The sequence below is a fragment of the Pseudoglutamicibacter albus genome, from assembly GCF_022346425.1.
Classification (GTDB): Bacteria; Actinomycetota; Actinomycetes; order Actinomycetales; family Micrococcaceae; genus Pseudoglutamicibacter; species Pseudoglutamicibacter albus.
Genome location: NZ_JAKRCW010000002.1, coordinates 133,277 through 152,553 on the forward strand (window position 1 = coordinate 133,277; position 19,277 = coordinate 152,553).

Sequence of the window (19,277 nt, forward strand, 5' to 3'; positions counted from 1 at the left end):
GAGCATCAGGCGGGACGTAGCGGTGGCCTACCGGTAGGGTGAAGTGAGACGCATCATGCTCTCAGAGTATGAAACCGGAACGTGAAACTGCAACGCAAGACCAGAGCATGCCGCCAGCGCATGCCAAGGAAGGGATACCACCGGCATGGCACGCAGACTCACCCCTGCCGAGAAGCGGGAACGGATGTGGGAACGCGAAACCCCATTGGGGCGCAAGAGACGTGCCCGGAAAATCAACCGCGAACTGGCAACGAAATACCCGTACGTGGTTCCGGAACTGGACTTCGAGAACCCCTTCGAGCTGCTCGTAGCGACTGTCTTGTCAGCGCAAACCACTGACGTGAAAGTCAACCAAGTCACCATGGAGCTGTTTCGGCGTTGGCCGGACGCGGCATCGTTGGCTGGCGCGAACCTGAGCGAGGTCGAAGACGTGGTGCGGGCCACGGGCTTCTATAAAACCAAAGCCGCGAACATCCAGAACCTCGCCCGGACCCTCATGGAAGACACCGGCGGTGAAGTCCCGGACGATCTCGACTACCTCGTAACCCTGCCCGGTGTGGGCCGCAAGACGGCTTTCGTGGTGTTGGGTAACGCGTTCGGGCACCCCGGAATCACGGTGGACACCCACTTTGGCAGGCTCGCCCGCCGCTTCGCGTGGACTAAGGAAACCGACCCGGTCAAGGTCGAATACCAAGTGGGGGAGCTGTTCGAAAAGAAAGACTGGACCAACCTCTCCCACCACCTCATCTTCCACGGCCGCCGCATCTGCCACGCCCAACGGCCAGCGTGCGGGGCGTGCCCCGTAGCGCAGTGGTGCCCATCGTATGGCGAAGGGGAAACCGACCCGGAAGAGGCGAAGAAGCTTTTGAAGTACGAGCTCGCCCCAGGCCGCGAAGAGCTACACCGGCTCATGGTTGAAGGCTATTCGCGCCGGCAACTACGCGCGATGGGGTACGGGCTGAACGCATGAGCACAGTACGCGAACAACTCCAGGCCGTTGTCGATATGTATGCAGGCGTGCGCGGGGGTGAATCAGGCCTCGAAGGCGGGCCCGGTGGAAGCGGTTCAGAAGGAAATGTTGAACGGTTGCCGATGTATGCGCGGTTGCGCGGTAAGTTCCCGGTGCGTAAGCGGGCGGCTGTGCTGGTGTTGTTTGGTGCTCTTGACTCGGTGCCGGCGGTGCATTCTTCCGAGGTAGTGCCCGCTGATCTGGATGTCTTGCTGCTACGCCGCAGCGACGGCTTGCGTTCGCATGCAGGGCAGATCGCGTTCCCGGGTGGCGGCTGGGAAGAAGGCGACGCCACACTGGTCGATACCGCGTTGCGTGAAGCAGTTGAGGAAACCGGGCTGGACCCTGAAGGAGTCACGGTTCTGGGGACCCTACCGGTAACACCGACCGTGTCCGGCTACGAGGTCACCCCGGTATTGGCGGTGTGGGAGAAACCAAGCAAGGTCGCCCCCGTTGATGTGAATGAATCCGTTGATGTTTTCCGCACACCCGTGGCCGACCTCTTGAGCGCAGACGTACGGTGCATCACCGAATTCGAACGCAACGGAAAACCGTTCCGCATGCCGGCCTACCGCCTGCAACAGGGCCTCTTGTGGGGCTTCACCGCGACCGTTCTCACCTCGATCCTCACCGATGCCGGTTGGCTCGAAACCGGGTGGATGCGCCCGGCAGCCAACCCCGTGAAGGTCAAGCCTAAAACCTGAAACAGGTATACGTAGCGACCACGGCGGTTATTGGCGGGGGCTCGCGTGAAGGGCGCAGGGCGCTGCGGACCTGCTAGTCCCGGAATCCACACGCGCGTCGATAGCGCCCTTCTTCCACAGTTTTTGATGTGCAGCGCCATTCGGGTGGCACATACGTTGTGCTGGGTGCATGTGGACTCTCACCAACACCTCAGGCGATGCTCGCTCTCACCGCCCGCCCCGGGAAAGGCGCGCGTCTCAAGCGCGCCGCGCCGGCCCCGATCAAGGCCGGGCCTCTGGCGCGGACCCGCGCACAAGTGCGGCACCCACACGCATGCTTCAGACCCACCGGCACCGGCGTGCACCGGCCAGCAAGCCCATCGTGATGTGGCATCCCGCAGCTGAGCCGAAAGGGCCGGACAATCTGGCTGGTATGGCGGTGGGCAGCATGACGCTGGGTGGCGTGGCGGCGAGGAACAGTGGCCTGGGCGGCGGCCGTCCGAACTGTGACGTTCGGGGTGAAGCGGCCGTGGTGGTGCATGGGCTGGGGCTTGAACTCACCGACGCAAACACAGACGATGCGTGCACGTTGCGCGGGAACCCTGATGTTGTGGCGCACCTGGTGGAAGTGAGTGGTGTTCACACGGCGGCACCCCCGGTAGCCAGCGGTGCCGAGATATGTTTCGTTGGGATTGATTCCGCCGCGGTGTATGCGGCGGCGGCCAGGCATCCGGGAGCGCATCCGATCGTGATGCCTGCGGGTGCTGAACTGTTGAGCAAGATCGTGTGGGGTAGCCGGCACGGCCCGGTCATGGGGCAGGTTATCGAGATCGCCGATGGCCCCGGGTCGCGCAATAGCGCGGCGGTCGTTGCGGGTACCGCCAAAGCGATGGGGGACCACGGCTGGTCGGTTGCGATCCTGGACGCGGATCCGTCCTCGGACACGTGTTGGGCAGCCCCGGGCGGACTGCGCTGGCCGGCGGTGTTGGCCGCGATCGAAGACGGCCCAGCGGCCAGCACGCTTGAACTATTGCCTCGGCTGGCGGGCGCATATCTTGTCACCTTCCCACCCGATACGGGCGGCGAACTGGGGGAGGAGAGCCTTTCTCTTGCCGTCGCCGCGTTCTCGAGAGCCGTGGACGTGGTGCTCGTCGATCGCGGACCGGTCTCTCTGCGCGCCTTGAGCGCGGCGGACGGCGCGAGGCGGCACGGCGAGCGCATCGTGTGTTTGCAGAGGCCGTGGGCGGCGGCTGGTGGTGGGGCGGGTGGTCTTGTGGTGGGTCCTGGTTGGAGTGTTGTGGGGGTTGGGCCGCGTGGCTGTGATTCTCGTACGGAGGCCGCGAAGGTGGGTGCGGCGTGGGCTGGGAGTATTCAGGGACGCAGGGTTGTTGCGGGTGCCCGGGCGTTGGCTCGGAAACTGTGGATCCCGCAGATGGAAGAGGGGCGAAGTATTGGACACATGGTTGCCGGTGGTTCGAGGAGGGCAGCCTGATGGGGGCGCCACGTGAACGGGATGGCCGGACGGTGCTGCGGCACGGGGGCTGGGGTGGGTATTCGCACGAGGTGACGAACCATGTGCGGGAGCAGTTGCTCGAGCGGGGTGAGCGGGCCGATCCGTCGGTGATCGCGAGCCTGTTGTCTTCGGACGGGGTGGTGCGTGGGCCGGGTGCTTTACGTGAGGCTGCGCAAACGGTTCAACGGAATCTGACTGGTTTGGGGCCGCTCGCGGAGTTCGCGGAGAAGCCTGGGGTGAGCGATGTTCTGGTGACCTCTGATGGCTGTGTTTGGGTCGATGAAACGGCAGGTTTAGAGCGAACTGGGGTGTGGTTGGAACCTGCGGAGGTTGTGGGTATAGCGGTGCGGGTGCTTGGCAGGGCAGGGCGTGCGTTGGATACTGCCCACCCGTATGGCGACGCGGTGGTGGACGGCTACAGAGTGCACGCTGTGTTGCCGCCCATCGTTGATGCCCCTGTTTTATCGATCCGCGTCCCTAGCCCGGCGCAAGCGCGGCTCGGCGAGATGTTGGCGGGGCCGCAGCAAGCCTGGGTTCCCGTACTGAAACGGGTGGTTGAACAGAGGGAAACATTCATGATCAGCGGCGGCACCGGTGCAGGAAAAACAACTCTGCTTTCCGGGATGCTGGCCGAATGTGTGGCCAGCGAGAGGCTCATTATGATCGAGGACTCGCGTGAACTGCGGCCCCACCATCCGCATACGGTTTCCATGCAGGCGAGGCAACCCAACGCGGAAGGAACGGGCGAGGTCACGTTGCAAGAACTCGTACGGCAGGCGCTGCGTATGCGGCCGGACCGGCTGATTGTCGGCGAGTGCCGTGGCGCGGAAATCCAGGACCTCCTCATGGCGTTGAACACCGGACACACCGGCGCGGGCGCTACGGTACACGCGAACTCGATCAACGATGTCCCAGCACGCCTGATCGCGTTAGGGTCGCTCGCCGGGTGGCGCCCGAGCACCACGGCACTGCAGGCAGCGAGCGCGATCGCCACAGTGATCCACGTGGAACGAACAGATCGCGGACGAGGCCCGTCCGCACTAGGTTCGCTACGGCTCACTAAAGAAGGTTCGCTCGAGATTGACGTCCACTATGTCGCCGATGAAACCGGTGCCCCTCAACGCGTGGATGCACCTGGGTTGGGTGCCGACGGGCTGTGGATCCCCGGGAAGGCGGAGCGGCCGTGATGTACGCGTGGATTGCCGCAACACTCTTGTTCGTCAGCATACTGTCATGGAAGGGGTGGGGCGCCAGGCGCTCGCCGACAGGAACCTCCCTCCGAACGAGCGCGGCCTCCCGTGCCACCTCATCCATCAACCCGGAGACATCAACAGGCAAGGCATCTGAACACCCCTCGGCTACATCGCGGCGTGCAGTGCCACGCGAAGATCGGCGAGAAGAAGCGGGTGAGGAACCCAGCGAAGAGCTCGCAGTCACCTATGACATCGCCCAACGGGTCATCTCAACGCTCGCGTCACTCATGCGTTCAGGTGCGCACCACCGCTACGCGTGGGAAGCCCTCACCTCGGCACTCGAGGTTGAAACCCAAGCAACTGCCGGCCCCGCTTCAACACGGGCTCATGCACGTGAGTTAGAGGCGTGGCATCACGCCGCTTCAATGACCGCATCGCGCATAGCTCTTGGCGCCCCATTGACTCTTACAGGCCTCAAGAGAACGAACCCGGATGAGCATGAACTACCGGCGATGCTGCGGCACGTGTACTGGGCCCAACAGTTGGCAGAAGCCACCGGGATTGCTCATGCTGAATTGCTTGAAGCGCTGGCATCACACGCCCAAGCCCGGGCGGCGGCTATCCGCAGCCAAGTCACCGGGATAGCCGCGGCCCAGACGACCCGCCGCATTCTCGCACTCTTGCCGCTGGGTGGACTCCTCATGGCGCAACTACTAGGAGCCGACCCGGTAGGGACCCTGTTCACGACCACTGCAGGGCACGTGTGCCTCTTCGCCGGTTGCCTGCTCTGGGCCGCATCCCTCATATGGTCGCGGCACCTCATCCGAAAAATGTCCTACAACACCACCGAGGCCGGCTCATGACAACACTGATCCTTACAGCGCAGCCAGGTTCCACGATGACGCTGAGCGCATGGATCTGTGCCGGGATGCTGGCTGTGGCGATCCTGGCGTGGGCCCCGCGATCCAACGGGAGGCAACGCCTAACCACGACGCACCCCAGGGGCAGCGAACAGGTTGCTAGCCCTTCGGCTCGGTCTTCTGCGAATCCCTTGCCGCGCGATCCGGCGAGTTCGTTAGCGGATGATTTTGGGGATGCCGAATATGCGCCGTTGATAGCCGAGGCCCTGGCCTTATGCATCGAATCAGGCATGTCCCTCGAGTACGCGTTGGCGACGCTGGATAACTCGACCGGTAACGCTTTAGGGCTCAACCGGGTCGCTACCGCGCTGGCGTGGGGCATAGAAGGCGAAAAAGCGTTCAGCTACGCACCAAACGCCCAACAACTAGGTTCGTTCATCCAGGTCTCCAGGAGCACCGGAGCGCCCGTGGCCGAACTGTTGAGACAGTCGAGTAAACATCAACGCGCCGCGAACGAAGACCGGATGAAGGCCCAAGCGGAACGCCTCGGTGTGCGCGTGGTGATCCCACTCGGGCTCTGCGCCCTCCCCGCATTTATATGCCTCGGCGTGATCCCGGTAGCTCTCGCGCTCCAACCGTGGAACCAATAACGCAGCATTCTGCATTCACGGCGTGTGCTAGGCCCGGCAGATATGCGGGCGAGTAGGTACAGGTGCCAGTGCAGACGCAGTTCCGTTATCCACGGCTCTGAATTCCAGGTGGGGCCATCCACAGATTCTCTTCCACAACCCAGAAGTATCACCGCAGCCGGAAGACTCTAAACATCGGGGCAACACCCGATAAGAACCGGGTAGTTCCCGGCAGTAAACACGATCCACAACACCTCAAACGGTCAGGAGGACCACATGGAAAAGAACCGCACCGCAACCGCATCGCCACAGCCACAACCGCTGCGGCACACACAGCCGCAGTCACAGCGAAGGACGCAACCTCGGCAGATTCTCGACCCCGAAGCAGGGATCGCGACCGCTGAGTTTTCGATCGTCACGCTGGCCGCCGTTGGTTTTGCGGGGCTGCTGGTGACGATCTTGAGCGGAGGCCAAGTCAAGGGAATGTTGATGGGGTTGATCTCCAAAGCCCTCGGCTCATAGACGGCACAACATCAAGCAGGCAGGAGGACACAATGAACTCGTCATCCGACCAGACCCGCAAGCGTGGCGTGCAGATCCACCCACGCGGCATAGGGACCCACCCGAGCAGGACAGAGGCCCACCCGAGCGGGACACACGCTCACCCACGCAGCGTGGTGGTAGAGCAGCCGCTGGAACCGCTCGGAGTGCCAGCCCCGATGCGGCAAACGCGGAACCATCCTGCACGGGGTTACGCGCCGCAGGGTTACCCGCCGCAGGGTTACTCCATGCAGCGCTGCTCCGGGCAGGGGCGCGCGGCGCGGGGGTCGGTCACAGCGGAGTTCGCTGTCCTCCTGCCTGCTCTCGTACTGTTGCTGGCCTTTGTCGGGGCCGTCGCGACAGTGGGGACTGCGCAGGTGCGTGCCCAACACGCGGCCGGAATCGCGGCCAGGGAAGAAGCCAGGGGAGCGCACGTCGACGTTGCGCGAGTAGCGGGGGCTGGTGCGACCCACCGAGTCCAACGCAGCAACGAATGGGTCACCGTTGAGGTGAAGAACACCGTCAAACTATGGAAATTCCTCGGCCCTGGAATCCCGGTGGAAGCCACCGCGACAGCACGCGTTGAAGAGGTAGTCAGCGATGCGCTCAAATAAACCGCTGAGAACCGGTGAACAACAGCCGCGTGAAGATAGCTCCCGCAAGGAGATCCCACGCGAAGATTGGACGCAGGAAACCGGTGCCGCTACGGCGCTGGTGATCGGCCTCTTGGTCTTCGGCCTTCTGGCAGCACTCAGCGTTGCGATGTGGGCTGTTTCCGCAGCGGACCAAGCGCGAGCTAAAACCGCGGCAGACCTCGCCGCGCTCGCCGCCGCGGACGCACACCGCGGAGTCATCTCAGCAGGAAACCCGTGCGCGCTCGCCGCAACGATAGCTGCCAAGCACGAGTCCGAACTCACCACATGCACATTGTTGGCTGGCGAAGGGGCCACGGTTCGTATCGTCACGAAAGCTCACAGGAGCGGATGGTTCAAAGGATGGCCCCTACCCGCGATGCAAGCTGAGTCTTACGCCGGACCACCAACAATCGAGGAAGCGGAATGAAACACGGAAGAATACGGAGGGGGAGCAAATCGCGCTCAGCGGCGTTTACGGTGAGCGGGTACGAAACGCAGGATTTCGCTTAGCAGAGCGATCGCACCGGCTTTATCTAGAGGGTTGTTCTTGTTACCGCACTTAGGGGACTGAACACAGGAAGGGCATCCGGAAGAGCATTCGCACGAGCGGATCGCATCCCGTGTAGCCTCCAGCCAGAACGGGGCCATCGCGTGAGCACGCTCGGTGAAACCCGCACCACCTGCATGGCCGTCGTAGACGAAAATGGTGGGCGACTCAGTATCAATGTGCATCGCGGTAGAGACCCCGCCAATGTCCCAACGGTCACTCGTGACCAACAACGGCAACAGACCAATCGCGGCATGCTCCGCGGCATGCAACGAACCAGGGATAGCGCCAGCCTGAACTCCAGCCGAATGCAAGCGCGGCTCAGGGATCGTGAACCACACGCCTTTGGTGAACAGCTCACGCGGCTCAAGCTCAAGTGGCTCCTCACTCAAAATCTCGTTAGAAATCAACGCTTTACGTTGGAAAGAAACCACCTGCGTTGTCACCAGTAGGTCCCCGTAGTAGACGCCTATCTCGCCCCATTTCTCCTCATGCGTCACATCCAGGACTTTCACGCTCGTGATATCGCGGGCTTGAGTATAGAAATCAGGCTCAGCTGCGGTAGCGAGGACCACGTGGTTCTCCTCATCTAAAACATCAACCACATAGCGCTTGCCCTGATGCAGATACACGGCACCCTCATGAGCCTGATAGTGCGCCTGTGAAGAGTCCATCGTCGCGATCACGGCACCCGTCTGGGAGTCGATGACCTGCATCGGGTCGCCACCCACCGAACGCAGGTCCACGAACTCGTGAGCAGACTCAGCGTGAACCCAAAACCATCCCGATGGGCGGCGACGCAAAATACCGCGTTCCTCCAGATCCTCAACCAACTCCCGCGCGGTATCCCCAAACAAGCCCATATCGTTGACTGTCAAGGGAAGCTCAGCGGCAGCCGCGACCAAATGCGGCTGTAGAACATAGGGGTTCGAAGGGTCAAAAACACTCGCCTCAACCCCGGAATCCAGCAACGTTTCCGGGTGATGGACCAAAAACGCATCGAGCGGGTCGTCGCCTGCAATGAACGTGGCCAAAGACTCCTGCCCGCCGCGACCGGCACGCCCAATCTGTTGGAAGAACGAGGCACGCGTCCCCGGCCAGCCCGCCACCAGCACCGCATCCAGACCCGCGATGTCGATACCCAATTCAAGCGCGGACGTCGATGCGACCCCCAGTAGCTGGCCCGAGCGTAACGCGTCTTCCAAAGCGCGGCGTTCCTGCGGCAAATACCCTGATCTATAAGCCGCGATGCGACCCGGCAGGGAATCATCGACTTCTTCTAGAAGCCGGCGAGTCGAAGCGGAAATCGCCTCGGCACCCCGCCGGGAGCGGATAAACGCCAGGGTCCGTACATGTCCAGAGACGAGGTTGGCCAGCAAGTCAGCGGTTTCAGCGACGAGGGAGCGGCGCAAGAACACGCCGTTCTCACCACGTTGGTCGGTCAACGGCGGCTCCCACAGCACCACGGTCGTCTCCCCGGCCTCCGAGGTGTCCTGCGTTACCGCGCACGCTTCCCGTCCCGTCAAGCGCGTGAACGTCGCGGCGGGTTCAGCGCTCGTCGCGCTCGCCCCGACCACCCGTACGTCCGCGCCGTAATGTTCGGCGATCCGTAGCAGGCGCCGCAATAGAACGGCAACGTGGGAACCGAAAACCCCGCGATAAGAATGCGCCTCGTCCACCACGATGTGCGTGAGCTTCCGTAGGAACGGCGCCCACCGTGTGTGGTTGGGCAGGATCCCGTAGTGGAGCATGTCTGGGTTGGTGAGTAGAAAGTTGGCGTGGTCCCGTACCCAGCGTCGTTCTTCGGGCGGGGTGTCGCCGTCGTATGTTGCGGCCCTGACACCGGGTACGGCGAGTTCCTCGATGCTGGTGAGTTGGTCGCCGGTCAACGCTTTGGTTGGTGCGATATAGAGGGCGGTCGCTTCGCCGCGACCACCCGACAGGACGCTGGCCGTCGGTGAGGCGGCACCGTTGTGGGGCGCTCTGGCTCCCGCATTGTGATGCGTCGTGTTGATGCGTGCTCCGCGGGTCAGCGCATCGAGCACCGGCATGAGGTAGGCCAGTGATTTACCTGAGGCGGTTCCGGTGGCGATGATGGTGTCGTGGCCGGTGTGGATGAGGTTGGCGGCTTCGACTTGGTGCCGGTAGGGCTGATGGACTCCGGCCTCACCCCAGGCATGGCGGGCATCCGGGTGCAGCCATTCGGGCCAGGGAGCATATTCGGCTTCGCGGGAGGGCATGACTCGGACGTGCCGTAGCGTCTCGGGTTCATCGCCGCGGCCCAGCAGGGGAACCAGTGTCCGAAAATCTTTCATATCCCCTGCATCTTCCCACAGCCACGCCGTCACAGAGCCCCACCCGCCTCACGGCCAGCCAACCCACAGCCAGCCAACTCGCCGCCAGCCAACCCACAGCCGCGCAACAACCGTCTTGTTTCACGGATGTGGGCTTAAAGCCGTGGCGCCGCCCCTCCCAAGGTGCGGGAGGGCGGCGCCGAAATGTATTGCCACAGCTCAACGGGTCAGTTCACGCGTGTTAGTTGGTGTGGTCGGTGCGTGCGGCGTCGTCTGCTTCTTCTGGGGTTTCTACTGCGAGCATCGCGCCGAGTAGGGTCCAGCCGAGGTGGTGGTAGAGCTCGTAGCCGTCGGTTGAGGCGACGAGGAGGCCGTATTCGGCTTCGGTTTCGGTTGCGACGGATGCGAGGTAGCGGGTCACGAGTGTTCCGTAGCCCTTGCGGCGCTGGTCTGGTGCGGTGACGATGCGGTCGAAGACTGCGTAGTCGCCGATGGCCGCCATGTGTCCGGAGGCGAGAACGGCTCCGTCTTCGCGGCGGTGGAGGGAGACCCAGGTGTGGGCGCCGTCGCGTTTTTCATGCCAGACGAGGCTGTCTTCGGTGATGGGTGGTTCGACGTCTTGCGCGGCCATGGGGCTGGTCATCATGACTTCGCGGTTGGCTACGACTTTGAGCCCGACTTCGTGGACTTTCTCGGGCATGCTGTCTGGGTCTTCGGTGAAGACGGTGAGGCGTTGACCGCTGTGTTCGCGCATCATGTGTGCGAGCTTTTTCAGCAGTTCGTTGTCGGGTTCGTGGACTACGTATTCCCAGTGGGCTTCGTCTTGACCTGTTCGGCGGTAGGCGTGGACTGGTCCTTCGTGGTAGGTGTCGAAGCCTCGGGCTTCGGCCCAGCCGTTGACCCAGGTGCCGATGAGCTCATCGCTTGCAATACCGTTCATGTGTTGAGCCTACAACCTACTGGTAGGTAACGAGGAGTGCGCTGAAATGTATGTCCCGTGAACGGCAATAATTCACAGCTTTTACCTAGACTGTTGTCATGGTTTCTCCGGATCTCCCAGTGTTTTCTTCCGTTTCTGATGTTGATGTTTTGCGCGCTGATTTGGTGGCGGCACGCTTCACGTTCGATGCGGTGGTTGCGTTGGTGGGCGAGGACGCGATGGATGCGCTGGTTCGTGAGCAGCCGGCGGCTGCCCGCTGGGCTGTCGAGCAGGCCCGGTCCGCCGGCGCGTCGACCGCCGGAACGGATGCCGGGTTGGCGGCGTTGGTGTGGGTTTTCGTGTTGGGTGGTGTGGTTGAGTCGGCTGAGCTGAGCGCGGCGATGCCGGGTGTTGGCGTTGAGGGTTTGATGCGGCTGGGATTGGTGGAGCCGGCCCCGGGTGGCGGGGTGCGGGCAGCTGTAGATCTTCGCCCGCATGCGGCTGATGATGGGCTTGAGCTGTGGGTGGCTTCGGATGTTGGGGCGCATCATCGTGAGGGTGTTTTGCGTAAGGACCATGTGTTGGGGATTGGTCAGGCGTCGTTGACGTTGGCGGCGAATACGGTTCGCCGTGACGTTGATACGGCGTTGGACGTGGGTGTTGGGTGCGGTATTCAGACGTTTCATTTGTTGCGGCATGCCGGGCACGTCACGGCGACTGACCTTTCGGAGCGTGCGTTGGCGTTCACGCGTTTCAATGCGTTGCTGAACTATGAGCAGTTGGGTATCGATCCCGCTGATATGGATGCGCGCCTCACTTTGCTGCAGGGTTCGTTGTTGGAGCCTGTGGTTGGGCGGCAGTTTGATGTGGTCGTGTCGAATCCGCCGTTTGTGATTACTCCGCGCACGGTGGGGGAATCGGAGGAGGACCGTTTCACGTACCGGGATGGGGGCTTGCCGGGGGATCAGCTGGTTGAGACTTTGTGGCGCGGCTTGGGTGATGTTCTAGCGCCGGGCGGTACGGCTCAGATGCTGGCGAACTGGGAGATCCCTTCCGGTGCTCATTGGGCTCAGCGTTTGGATGAGTGGACTCCTCAGGGGCTTGAGGCGTGGGTGATTCAGCGTGATGTTGAGTCGCCTGCCGACTATGCGCAGATGTGGTTGCGGGATGCCTCTGAGGACCGGGATCCGGTGGCAGCGCAGCGTCGTTTCGGTGAGTATCTTGAGGATTTCGCCTCGCGTGATGTTGAGGGCGTGGGGTTCGGTTATGTGTGGTTGAGGCGCCCGGAGGTGGGGCGTGCGCATGGTGTGGGGCGCGTGTTTGAGGAGGTTTTGCGTGAGGTGGATTCCCCTTTGGGGCCGTGGTTGAAGCGTGAGATTGATGCGGCCGATGCGTTGGTGGGGCTCGATGTGGCCTCAGCGCGCGCTGTCGTTGCCGAGGATGTGACGACTGAGACGTATGGGCGGCCTTTGGATCCGCATCCGCAGATGATCGTGTTGCGGCAGGGCTCGGGGCTGCGGCGTACGCATGCGTTGACGACGGAACAGGCTGGTTTGGTTTCAGCCTGCGATGGTGATGTTCCGGTGGGTGCATTAGCCGCCGCTGTCGTTGAACTCATGACGGACGATGCTCTCGATGCCGATGCCGATGCGGCAGCCGGCCAGCACGGCACGCAACGGCAGGTTCGGGACTTGGTTGATTTTGCGGCCACGTTGGTGCGGCAAGGGCTCTTGGTGATCGAATGAGCGGAGTCTGGAGCTATTTCTGTGACCCATCCCACAATGTGAGATAATTATTTAATCTGTAGTTCTTTCTGCATATTGTGTTTGTGCTGGGTACTTCCTGGCTTTCTCACTGTTGCCAGGGGGATATCCGTGCTACCTACTCCTGAAGCTCCTGAGCCGACATCAGCGAGCCCCGCTGAAACCACCGCTGCGGCAGACACCGCCGCGACACACACCAATGCGGCAAACACCAATGCAGCAAACACCGATGCGCCGGAGCCTACCGGGGAGGAAACTCCTGCCACAGAAACCCCTGCCACAGAGGCCCCTGCTGCAGGGCTCAAGGCTGGTGGTGGCCGCCAGATTGTGGTGACGGACCCGAAAGCGATTAAGGCGTTGACGCATCGGGCGCGGGTTTTGGTGATCGATGAGCTGATAGGTTCGCGAGCTACGCGTACGGCTACTGAGCTTGCGGAGTTGACGGGTCTCACCCCGTCGGCGATGAGTTATCACTTGCGTGAGTTGGAGCGTTTCGGTCTGGTGGAGCGGGTTTCACCACCTAAAGGGGCCAACAGTGATGGCCGTGAACGGCATTGGCGGGCTATGGGGGATTCTGTGGTGACGGCCTCCCGCGGTGGGCAGTACTCGCAGCTGACTAATTATGCGCAAACCCGTCTGGATACCTACCGGGAGAAACTGGTCGCGGAAATCGAGTTCCGGGAGAAGAACCGCCGCCATGATTCAGAGATCCCGGCATCGGCGTACATGTATTTCGGGTCGCTATTCCTGGATGAGGAGAACGAGAAAGAGTTTTTGCGGCGCATCAACGAATTAGAGAAGGAGTTCACGGCTCGTTCGCGTGAAGCTGATGACCCGGCCGTTCCGCGCCGGCGTACATACTATTTACTGTCAGGCTTGCCGGACCGCACGCAGCCGCTCCCTGGTGAAGACGGGTTCTGACGCGGCGAACGCGGCTGCTCAGAACGAACCTCGGGGCCGCAAACGCAACCCAGTACGGCAACCGTAAACCCAGGGCCGCAACCCTAGATTCAGCGCTACAGATTAACTCGTGGTGACACGTGAATGTGTGGTGACAAGCGCGAGATCGGTTTGGCACGCTAGGGTTAGGAACTGTTGAGTAGCGCACCGTTCGGTGTGTTGAACATGTCGGGTTTCAAGGAGAGCAGTGCCCGCCACTAAGAATAAAACCGGTAAAAAACTCGTGATCGTTGAGTCCCCGGCGAAGAGTAAGTCCATCGCTAAGTATCTGGGCGATGGTTTCGTTGTGGATGCGTCTGTGGGGCATATTCGTGATTTGCCGCAACCTAAAGAGTTGCCTGCGGAGTTGAAGAAGACCTCCGTGGGTAAGTTCGCGGTGGACGTTGATCATGGTTTTGAGCCGTATTACGTGGTGTACCCGGATAAGAAGAAGCGGGTCACGGATCTGAAGCGTGAGCTGAAAGATGCTGATGCTTTGTATCTGGCGACGGATGCTGACCGTGAGGGTGAAGCGATTTCTTGGCACCTTTTGGAGGTTTTGAAGCCTAAGGTGCCGGTGTACCGGATGACGTTCACAGAGATCACTAAAGAGTCGGTTCAGCGTGCTCTTGAGAATCTGCGGGATCTGGATATGGATCTGGTGGATGCGCAAGAGACCCGCCGTATTTTGGACCGTCTCTACGGTTATGAGATTTCGCCGGTTCTGTGGCGCAAGGTGGGGCCGGGGCTTTCGGCGGGCCGTGTGCAGTCTGTTGCTACGCGTTTGGTGGTTGAGCGTGAGCGTGAACGGATGGCGTTCGTTCCGGCCGAGTATTGGGATGTTTCCGGTGAGTTCGTTGCTGGTACGGGTGAGGCGTTCCGTGCACGCTTGACGCAGGTTGATGGCCGCCGCGTGGCTTCGGGCCGTGACTTCAACGATGAGGGCCAGTTGCGTCCGGCGGCGGCGAAGGCCGATGTGCTGGTTTTGAAGGAAGCCGATGCGTCGTCTTTGGCTGAGGGGTTGGCTGGGGCGACGTGTTCGGTGGTCTCGGTTGAGGAGAAGCCGTACACGCGTCGTCCTTTTGCGCCGTTTACGACCTCGACTCTGCAGCAGGATGCTTCGCGTAGGTTGCGTTTCTCGTCCAGGGTGACGATGCAGGTTGCTCAGCGTCTGTATGAGAACGGTTTCATCACGTATATGCGTACGGATTCGGTGAGCCTTTCGTCTGAGGCGGTTAGCGCTGCTCGCCGGCAGATCACGGAGCTGTATGGTGCGGATCATGTTGCGCCGAAGCCGCGCGTGTATTCGTCGAAGAATGCGGCGGCGCAGGAGGCTCACGAGGCGATCCGTCCGGCAGGTGATTCGTTCCGTACCCCGGCTCAGGTCAAGGGTGTTTTGAGCCCGGATGAGTTCCGTTTGTATGAGCTGATCTGGAAGCGCACGGTTGCCTCTCAGATGGCTGATGCGAAGGGTTCGACGGCCACGGTCAAGGTTCAAGGTAAGGCCGCGGATGGCCGGGTTGCTGAGTTTTCGGCATCGGGCACGGTGATTACGTTCCAGGGTTTCCTTGCTGCTTATGAGGAAGGTAAGAGCGAGGAGGCGAAGGAGAAGGGTCAGCAGGTCCGGTTGCCGAAGCTGGCTGAAGGGGATTCGTTGACGAGCCAGGACGTCGAGGCGGCGGGGCATAAGACCACGCCTCCGGCCCGGTACACGGAAGCCTCGATTGTGGCTGAGCTTGAGAAACGTGAGATTGGCCGTCCGTCGACGTATGCGCCAACGATTTCCACGATCATGGATCGCGGTTACGTCACTAAACGTGGCGGGGCTTTGGTTCCTTCGTGGACCGCGTTTTCGGTGATCCGTTTGCTGGAGGAGCATTTCGGCCAGTACGTGGATTACGATTTCACGGCTCGTCTTGAGGACGATCTGGATAGGATCGCCGCCGGTCAGTTGAAGAATGAGGACTGGTTGTCTTCGTTCTACTTCGGTGACACCGCAGATGCCGGCTTGAAGAGCGTGGTGGATCACCTGGGCGAGATTGATGCACGGGCGATCAACTCGATCAAGATCACCGATGACATCACGTTGCGTGTGGGTAAGTTCGGTCCGTATCTTGAGAAGTCTCTGCCTGATGATGCTGAGCCGGGCAAGGAGCCGTTGCGTGCGAACGTTCCGGAGGATTTGGCTCCGGATGAATTGACGCCGCAGAAGGCCCAGGAACTCATGGATGCCGCGGTTGAGGGGGACCGCGAGCTGGGCCGCCACCCGGAGACTGGACACATGATTGTGGCTAAGGACGGCCGTTATGGACCGTATGTGACTGAGGTTATTCCGGAGATGACGGAGGAAGAACTTCAGGCTTATTACGATTCGATCCCGACCGAGTATTACAAGAACGGGAACCCGAAACCTAAGAAGAAGCCGGCTAAGAAGAAACCTAAGACGGCGAGCTTGTTTAAGGGCATGAGCCCTGCCACGGTCACGTTCGAGGAGGCCGTGAAGTTGATGTCGCTTCCGCGGCATGTGGGCACGGATTCCGATGGTGCGGAGATTGTGGCAGCGAATGGTCGCTTTGGTCCGTACTTGAAGAAGGGCACGGATTACCGGTCACTGCAGAGCGAGGAAGAGATTTTCACGGTCACTGAGGAGAAAGCCCGTGAGATTTATGCTCAGCCTAAGCAGCGTGGCCGTGGGGCCGCTAAGCCGCCGTTGGCTGAATTCGGTGAGGACCCGAATTCGGGCGGGAAGATCGTTGTGAAGTCGGGCCGTTTCGGTGACTACATCACGGACGGTAAGACGAACGTGACGATCCCTCGTAGCACCACTGTTGAGCAGTTGACCAAGGAGCAAGCGGTTGACTTGCTCATGGAGAAGCGCGCCAAGGTCGCCGCGAAGGGCGGCACTGCCACGAAGAAGACGGCGGCGAAGAAGGGCGCTGCGGCGAAGAAACCGGCCGCACGCAAGAGCACGGCTGCAAAGAAAACCACGGCAACGAAGGCAACCGCGACCAAGCGAACCTCGACTGCTAAGAAGAAGAGCGAGTAGGCTGCGCCGTGCGTTTAGGTGTTTTGGATATTGGCTCCAACACGGTCCACTTGTTGCTCGTGGATGCGTTCCCGGGTGCCCGCCCCACGGCGTTCGCTTCCTATAAGCAGCAGCTTTCGTTGGTGCGCTATCTTGATCCGCGCGGCGCGGTGACGGATGAGGGCCGGCAGGCGTTGTTGTCTTTCGTGGATGAGGCCGTGGATTTCGCCCGCCGCCACAGGGCCGAAGACCTTTTGGCGTTTTGTACTTCCGCGCTGCGTGAGGCGTTGAACGGCCCGGACATTATTCGCCAGGTTGAGCAGTTGTCTGGGGTTAAGCTTCAGGAGCTGACGGGGGAGGAAGAATCGGCGATGACGTTCTTCGCTGCCCGCCGTTGGTTCGGCTGGGGTGTGCGGGATCTGATGGTTTTGGATATCGGTGGCGGCTCGTTTGAGGTTGCGATCGGCCGTAACGAGTTCCCTGATTTGGCGGTTTCGATGCCGTTGGGTGCGGCTCGGTTGACTAAGGACTTTCTGCCGGGCGACCCACCCAAAGAAGCGCTCGTGGGGCGTTTGCGCGAATACATCGCCGGGGTCATCGAGGAGCCGTTGCGTCAGTTCGCGGATCAGGTCGAGCCTGATTTGGTGGTCGCAACATCGAAGACGTTCCGTACGTTGGCGCGCATGAGTGGCGCGGCATCGGAGGCGGACGGGCCGTTCTTGGTGCGCACCTTGACGTTGAAGGACGTTCGCAAGTGGGCTGAGAAGCTGGTCTCGTTGTCCTTCGATGAGCGGGCACACCTGGATGGTGTGTCTCCGATTCGCGCCCCGCAGCTGTTGGCAGGTGCTGTCGCCGCTGAGATGGTGATGGAGAAGCTGGAGGTCAAGCAGGTCCGGATTTGCCCGTGGGCGTTGCGCGAAGGCCTTTTGATGCACCGCTTTGATCGCCTGTTGCGGGATCACGATGTGATCGATGACGAGTACGCTGGTGTGGGTGATGTTGATGCCCTCAAGGAGAACCTTCACCTGGTCCCGCCGGCACGCTAGGAGTTACGTTGTCTGTTGACCCATCGTCATCTGCATCCGAACGAGTTCCGGTTTATCTTTCCACTACGTGCGCGTTCCCGAAGGGGCCTGAGCGGGCGTTCCAGTTGGCGCGGGATCTTGGCTATGACGGCATCGAGGTTCTGGTGACCGGCAATTCGACGACCCGCACCGGGGATGAGCTGTATGCCTTGATGCAGCGGTATCAGGTGCCGGTCGCTGCGATTCACGCGCCGACGCTGCTGTTCACGCAACAAGTGTGGGGTGGTGCGTGGAAGAAGATTCAGCGCTCTGTTCTGTTGGCGCATGAGCTGGGGGTCCGCACAATTGTGGTGCATCCGCCGTTCCGTTGGCAGGGTAAGTATGCGACGGGTTTCGCCGAAGGTGTGCGCCGCTCCAACGAGGAATACGGCGTAGTGATTGCGGTGGAGAACATGTACCCGTGGCGTGCCGCGGGGCAGCAGAACAGCAAAATGTATCGTCCGCATTATGATCCGGTCCCGTTGGACTATGACTTTGTGACCTGGGATTTCTCGCACGCCGCGATTGCCGGTGCGGATTCTCTGGCCGCAGTCCAGGCGTTAGGTTCCCGGTTGACCCACCTGCACGTGTGCGATGGCACCGACAACGGTAAGGATGAGCACCTTCCGCCGGGGATGGGCACCCAACCGGTCGCTGAGACCCTGCAATACCTGGGGGAAACAGGTTGGCGCGGCTCCGCCACGGTTGAGGTCACTACGCGGCGTTGGCGCAAAGAGCCCGATGGTGTTGAGCAGGTCCTGGCCCAATGTCTGGACTTCACGCGAACCCACCTGCAACGCCCTGCCTCGAATGACATACTGGGCCCATGACTGATACGCGGATTGCTTTTATCGGAACTGGGAACATGAATGGCGCGATCCTTGAGGGCGCGCTGAAGGCTGGTGTTTCGAAGGATTCGGTGGTGGTGACCACACGCAGCGTTGAGAGCGCTGAAGCGTGGAGGAAGAATCAGGGCATTGAGGCGTTGTCCCAGCGCGAAGATGAGCGGGCTAACCTGCAGGCGGTTTCTGACGCGGATGTCGTGTTGATGGGTGTCAAGCCGCACATGATGGTTGATGTTTTGGGGGAGCTTGCCCCGCAGCTCAAGCCGGATGCAGTGGTGGTTTCGATTGCTGCCGCGGTGAGTGTGGAACAGCTTGAGGCGGCCGTGGCTAAGGGACAGCCTGTGATCCGTACTATGCCGAATACGCCGCTTCAGTATGGTTCTGGTGTGGTGGGTTTGGTGCGCGGAACCAACGCCACGGATGAGCACGTACGTTTGGTCTCTAGCATTTTCGAGGGTGCGGGCCAGGTGTTTGAGATCCCGGAATCGCACATTGATGCGTTGACGGCGGTTTCGGGTTCGGGCCCGGCGTACGCGTTTTTCTTGGCTGAGGCTATGGCTCAGGGCGGGGTGGAACTGGGCCTGGATCCTGAGTTTGCCCGTGAGCTTGCTGCCGCTACGGTTGCTGGTGCTGGTGCGATGCTGGCCCAAGATGAGCGTGAGCCCGCGCAGTTGCGGCAGGCGGTGACTTCTCCAGGCGGCACCACGGAGGCCGCGATTAATACGATGGGGCGCGAGGGTTTCAGCGAGGCTGTCGTGGCAGGGCAGAAGGCGTGCGCTGACCGCGCCGCTGACATGGCCGGCTGAAGCTGCGCGCTGG

At 61.4% G+C, this 19,277-nt stretch carries 17 protein-coding genes; 15 read left to right on the top strand and 2 right to left on the bottom strand.

Annotated elements, in window-relative coordinates; all coding sequences use genetic code 11:
• Positions 1–145 precede the first annotated feature (145 nt).
• From nth to MHJ63_RS01980, 9 genes are all read left to right on the top strand, one after another.
• A complete protein-coding gene (gene nth / locus MHJ63_RS01940; protein WP_370991866.1) occupies positions 146–970 on the top strand; it encodes an endonuclease III in 825 nt (274 codons plus the stop codon).
• The gene (locus MHJ63_RS01945; protein WP_070507240.1) at positions 967–1,713 is read left to right on the top strand and encodes an NUDIX hydrolase; all 747 of its coding nucleotides are present in this window, start codon (positions 967–969) and stop codon (positions 1,711–1,713) included. Before nth ends, MHJ63_RS01945 begins: the two co-directional genes overlap by 4 nt.
• Before the next feature lie 313 nt (positions 1,714–2,026).
• Positions 2,027–3,184, top strand: a complete 1,158-nt coding sequence (locus tag MHJ63_RS01950) for a hypothetical protein (RefSeq protein ID WP_239446011.1) — start codon at positions 2,027–2,029, stop codon at positions 3,182–3,184.
• Positions 3,184–4,392, top strand: coding sequence for a TadA family conjugal transfer-associated ATPase (locus MHJ63_RS01955; protein WP_052048742.1), 1,209 nt, complete (start codon positions 3,184–3,186; stop codon positions 4,390–4,392). The genes MHJ63_RS01950 and MHJ63_RS01955 overlap by 1 nt, the downstream gene beginning before the upstream one ends.
• A gap of 188 nt (positions 4,393–4,580) precedes the next feature.
• Positions 4,581–5,261, top strand: a complete 681-nt coding sequence (locus MHJ63_RS01960; protein ID WP_141742513.1) for a hypothetical protein — start codon at positions 4,581–4,583, stop codon at positions 5,259–5,261.
• Positions 5,258–5,908 (top strand): type II secretion system F family protein, encoded by a 651-nt coding sequence (locus MHJ63_RS01965; RefSeq protein ID WP_070491994.1) that lies wholly within the window; start codon positions 5,258–5,260, stop codon positions 5,906–5,908. Before MHJ63_RS01960 ends, MHJ63_RS01965 begins: the two co-directional genes overlap by 4 nt.
• Before the next feature lie 255 nt (positions 5,909–6,163).
• Entirely contained in the window at positions 6,164–6,409 is a 246-nt protein-coding gene (locus MHJ63_RS01970) for a DUF4244 domain-containing protein (protein ID WP_035757832.1), read from the top strand.
• A gap of 32 nt (positions 6,410–6,441) precedes the next feature.
• The gene (locus MHJ63_RS01975) at positions 6,442–7,041 is read left to right on the top strand and encodes a TadE family type IV pilus minor pilin (protein ID WP_239446012.1); all 600 of its coding nucleotides are present in this window, start codon (positions 6,442–6,444) and stop codon (positions 7,039–7,041) included.
• Positions 7,028–7,489, top strand: a complete 462-nt coding sequence (locus MHJ63_RS01980) for an Rv3654c family TadE-like protein (RefSeq protein ID WP_239446013.1) — start codon at positions 7,028–7,030, stop codon at positions 7,487–7,489. Before MHJ63_RS01975 ends, MHJ63_RS01980 begins: the two co-directional genes overlap by 14 nt.
• A gap of 35 nt (positions 7,490–7,524) precedes the next feature.
• Here the strand turns inward: MHJ63_RS01980 and MHJ63_RS01985 are convergent, their stop codons facing one another.
• Together MHJ63_RS01985 and MHJ63_RS01990 are read right to left on the bottom strand one after the other, a co-directional pair.
• Entirely contained in the window at positions 7,525–9,924 is a 2,400-nt protein-coding gene (locus tag MHJ63_RS01985) for a DEAD/DEAH box helicase (protein WP_239446014.1), read from the bottom strand.
• Between the two features lie 220 nt (positions 9,925–10,144).
• On the bottom strand, positions 10,145–10,843 hold the full coding sequence (locus MHJ63_RS01990; RefSeq protein ID WP_052048754.1) for a GNAT family N-acetyltransferase: 699 nt from the start codon (positions 10,841–10,843) through the stop codon (positions 10,145–10,147).
• A gap of 98 nt (positions 10,844–10,941) precedes the next feature.
• Here MHJ63_RS01990 and MHJ63_RS01995 point away from each other — a divergent pair, with 98 nt between their 5' ends.
• The 6 genes from MHJ63_RS01995 to proC all read left to right on the top strand — a co-directional run bounded on the left by MHJ63_RS01995 (position 10,942) and on the right by proC (position 19,264).
• A complete protein-coding gene (locus tag MHJ63_RS01995) occupies positions 10,942–12,567 on the top strand; it encodes a DUF7059 domain-containing protein (RefSeq protein WP_239446015.1) in 1,626 nt (541 codons plus the stop codon).
• A 129-nt stretch (positions 12,568–12,696) separates the two neighbouring features.
• Positions 12,697–13,506, top strand: a complete 810-nt coding sequence (locus MHJ63_RS02000; protein WP_239446016.1) for a helix-turn-helix domain-containing protein — start codon at positions 12,697–12,699, stop codon at positions 13,504–13,506.
• 226 nt (positions 13,507–13,732) lie between these two features.
• The gene (topA, locus tag MHJ63_RS02005) at positions 13,733–16,570 is read left to right on the top strand and encodes a type I DNA topoisomerase (protein WP_239446017.1); all 2,838 of its coding nucleotides are present in this window, start codon (positions 13,733–13,735) and stop codon (positions 16,568–16,570) included.
• Between the two features lie 8 nt (positions 16,571–16,578).
• A complete protein-coding gene (locus MHJ63_RS02010) occupies positions 16,579–17,595 on the top strand; it encodes a Ppx/GppA phosphatase family protein (protein ID WP_239446018.1) in 1,017 nt (338 codons plus the stop codon).
• Positions 17,596–17,603: 8 nt separating this feature from the next.
• On the top strand, positions 17,604–18,443 hold the full coding sequence (locus MHJ63_RS02015) for a sugar phosphate isomerase/epimerase family protein (protein ID WP_239446019.1): 840 nt from the start codon (positions 17,604–17,606) through the stop codon (positions 18,441–18,443).
• A complete protein-coding gene (proC, locus tag MHJ63_RS02020; protein WP_070492007.1) occupies positions 18,440–19,264 on the top strand; it encodes a pyrroline-5-carboxylate reductase in 825 nt (274 codons plus the stop codon). The genes MHJ63_RS02015 and proC overlap by 4 nt, the downstream gene beginning before the upstream one ends.
• The last annotated feature ends 13 nt before the right edge of the window (positions 19,265–19,277 follow it).